Origin of the sequence: Vibrio sp. 10N.222.55.C6, from assembly GCF_041473395.1 — a bacterium.
In the GTDB taxonomy this organism is placed as follows: domain Bacteria; phylum Pseudomonadota; class Gammaproteobacteria; order Enterobacterales; family Vibrionaceae; genus Vibrio; species Vibrio crassostreae_C.
On record NZ_JBFRSD010001169.1, the window covers coordinates 1 to 298 of the forward strand.

At 40.3% G+C, this 298-nt stretch carries 1 pseudogene; it reads right to left on the reverse strand.

Annotated elements, in window-relative coordinates:
* A pseudogene (locus AB4486_RS28030) lies at window positions 1-240 on the reverse strand (hypothetical protein); the annotation flags it as partial.
* Window positions 241-298 lie beyond the last annotated feature (58 nt).

Sequence of the window (298 nt, forward strand, 5' to 3'; positions counted from 1 at the left end):
TTTCAATATAACCTTTCCTTTTACAGGAGCCTGATTCAATAAATACTTTGACGCTTGAACGATGTATGAGCGTGCCATTTCAGGCTGAGGAACAAACTGAGTACCATCGACTGAGAAAGTTGGATGAGCGCAAATATTACGATCTTCCTTAATTCTTTCTAAATGCATCTTCTCAATTAGCGACAACATGCCTAGATCTTCTTGCGCAACACGTAGAATATCATTCTCGAAGTCAAGCATACCTCGCACATCATGGGATTGTATTCCATTAAGTCGTTGTTCAACTCTGATTGCCTCG